Source organism: Ruminococcus sp. AM31-15AC, assembly GCF_003462045.1.
GTDB lineage: Bacteria > Bacillota > Clostridia > Oscillospirales > Ruminococcaceae > Hominimerdicola > Hominimerdicola aceti.
In genome coordinates this window covers 1-2,422 of sequence record NZ_QTYG01000099.1, presented here as the reverse complement: position 1 = coordinate 2,422, position 2,422 = coordinate 1, and the positions used below count along the sequence as shown (strand labels likewise).

The window sequence follows — 2,422 nt, the reverse complement described above, 5'->3', positions numbered from 1 at the left end:
AGATATTGGAATAAATTTTATATTAGCGTCAAAAGACTCTGATGATATAAATTTAACATCTTCTATCGAAATACAAAAAGTATGTGAAATAGGCTTATCATTTATATCTACAAAGCAAATAGGGAAAATTCGTTTTTCTGAAAACATGATTTTTCGTTTGATCAACGAAAAACCTTTTATCAAAGTAAAATTCGCAGTGCCTTTTTTCCTAGGTATGAAATGTTTCGTTTCCATCTCCAAGGGCAAAGCTATACAGATAATAGAGTAGATGATCCAAAATGTAAATATACTATAAATTGCAAACACATATTTTAAAAAAATAATAAAAGCCAAACCGACAATGGCTCCTAACCCATAGATCCAACCGTATCTATATATTTTGCTATAATTACCACAGTTAGGGCAATGATAATGACCTCTTTGAAAAAATCTGCCATTCAATTCTTCGCCGCACCATGGACACCTTTTGTTTAATTTCATAATAACACCTGCTGCTTTATGACTAAGTTTTGTTGTAATACAATATATTTCCGTTTCTTATCCAAACAACTGTTGAAACTGTTCTCGTATATCTAAAGTGGTTTTTATTATCAGAACCCTCATGATTCGGGTCTGTCTTACATTTCGGACAACAATAGCCGAAATGTATCTTTATAAAGTAATCACCATATTGAATATCATATGTCTCATTATCTGTTGAGATTTTATATGATTCTTCCATCTTTCGTCCCAATTCATACAATGCATCTCTACTTCTTTGTTCGTATTCCGCTTTTTCCTCTCCATGAATCTTTTTGCATTTTTCAAATTCTTTATCAGATGCAATCGTATATGAAAAATTCTCAGTTACAGAAAAGACAAATAAGCCAATCATATCTGTATTACTGTATTCGTATGTTCTGGGAGAAGTTAAATTATTTAGTACTGATAATGAACCGCCCAAATAAGGATACATAAGACCAATAATAGATTCTAAAACATCAGAGCCGTTTCCATACCAATTATTATGACTACCAAAATTGAAATTATAATGTATTTGAGTTTTATTTTCATCAAAACCACCCGTAATCACTTTAGTATATATCCTACTCTAAATAATTCATCTGATGTGTTAGTGATCTCATTAACACTACCTGTATCAGTTGAACTATTCATATTGCAATTTTCATTAAACAAAGCTATTCTTCCATTAGTATTCATTACCCCTGAAAAGGTATGAATTTGTAAATCCATTATTCCAAAATTATATGCCATAATCAAAACGTCATTTTGTGAGCATATTCCCACATCGACATACAAATCTCATATTTAGTTCTCCTATAAATTATATATTTTTAGGAACTGCAAATTCCGCATATAACATTAAAAATTGCCGAAAACAGGGCGTTTGTGACCTCGGCGTACTGGTGCTGGGGGATATTTTTATCCTCGCATATCGCCGCAACTTCGTCATTCCAGCTGCCCATTCCTGCGAAAACGCAGGCGGACAAAGCGCCGTTCAGCACATTGTCAAGGCGGTCGGTATCATTCAAAAGACGGTGGGCTTCTTGGAAATCTTCTTCAAAGCCGTGATAGCCGATAGTATCGCAAAGCTTTTGTGCTTTTTGTATCGCATTTTTCAGATCGGATATACATTGTTTGATATCGGGACTGCTTGGGCAGACTTTGTAAAAAAACGCTTTTTTCACTCCGCTTATCTCACGGTATGTTACATACCAATGGGTGTCTTGCCAAACTCTTTTGATCGTCCAAATGCTCTGTTTGCTTTTGAATTTTGTTTCAAGAAAGCAAATCTTATCAAACTCAAATGCGCTTTCGGGCAAGGCAAGTTGATCGCCGTTTCGGACTATCGAAACGCCCTGCAAACCACGGCTTTTAAGTTTTTGACAAAAATGTGCAGGGGAAAATATCGTCTCGCCGTCAGCAAAAATAAACCTGGTCTTGTAAAGGTCATCGCAGGCAGGCGAGGGGGTGTTCGTGCTGTTTGTGCAGGACGTTTTTATGATATCGTAAATTTGTATCTCGAAATTTAAAAGCTGTTTCACGGCAACCTCTCCAAATACCCATTCTTTATATACCAATAAATTGATTTATCAAAAAGATATTGTATTCCTCCTCCCGATGCGCCAAAAAAATTATAAAGTATCTGAGGTCTGAGATTTCTATAGTTTTTATACAGCATTTCAAAAGCATTTTTGTCTTCTTCATCGTCTATCAGAGCCATGCACACCGCAAGCATTTTATCATCTCACCAAAAGCAGTCTACGAATTATGATATCATATTTTGCCTATATTTTCAAGTGTTATATCCTACAAAATACGCTAAAATTCTTCTGCTTTTTCACATTAAATATATCATGAAAGTATACACAAAATCTATTCATAAGTAAATCTTATTAAAAACTAAAAAAATCAAGACTGA

At 34.3% G+C, this 2,422-nt stretch carries 5 protein-coding genes; all 5 read right to left on the bottom strand.

Annotated elements, in window-relative coordinates:
• The coding region (locus tag DW793_RS13995; protein ID WP_147342228.1) for a hypothetical protein at positions 1-480 on the bottom strand (480 nt) is incomplete at its 3' end.
• 22 nt (positions 481-502) lie between these two features.
• On the bottom strand, positions 503-1,072 hold the full coding sequence (locus DW793_RS13990; protein ID WP_118158510.1) for a hypothetical protein: 570 nt from the start codon (positions 1,070-1,072) through the stop codon (positions 503-505).
• A complete protein-coding gene (locus tag DW793_RS13985) occupies positions 1,069-1,254 on the bottom strand; it encodes a hypothetical protein (RefSeq protein WP_147342227.1) in 186 nt (61 codons plus the stop codon). The genes DW793_RS13990 and DW793_RS13985 overlap by 4 nt, the downstream gene beginning before the upstream one ends.
• An 80-nt stretch (positions 1,255-1,334) precedes the next feature.
• A complete protein-coding gene (locus DW793_RS13980; RefSeq protein ID WP_118158508.1) occupies positions 1,335-2,045 on the bottom strand; it encodes a hypothetical protein in 711 nt (236 codons plus the stop codon).
• Entirely contained in the window at positions 2,042-2,224 is a 183-nt protein-coding gene (locus DW793_RS15560; RefSeq protein WP_147342226.1) for a hypothetical protein, read from the bottom strand. Before DW793_RS15560 ends, DW793_RS13980 begins: the two co-directional genes overlap by 4 nt.
• Positions 2,225-2,422: the final 198 nt, after the last annotated feature.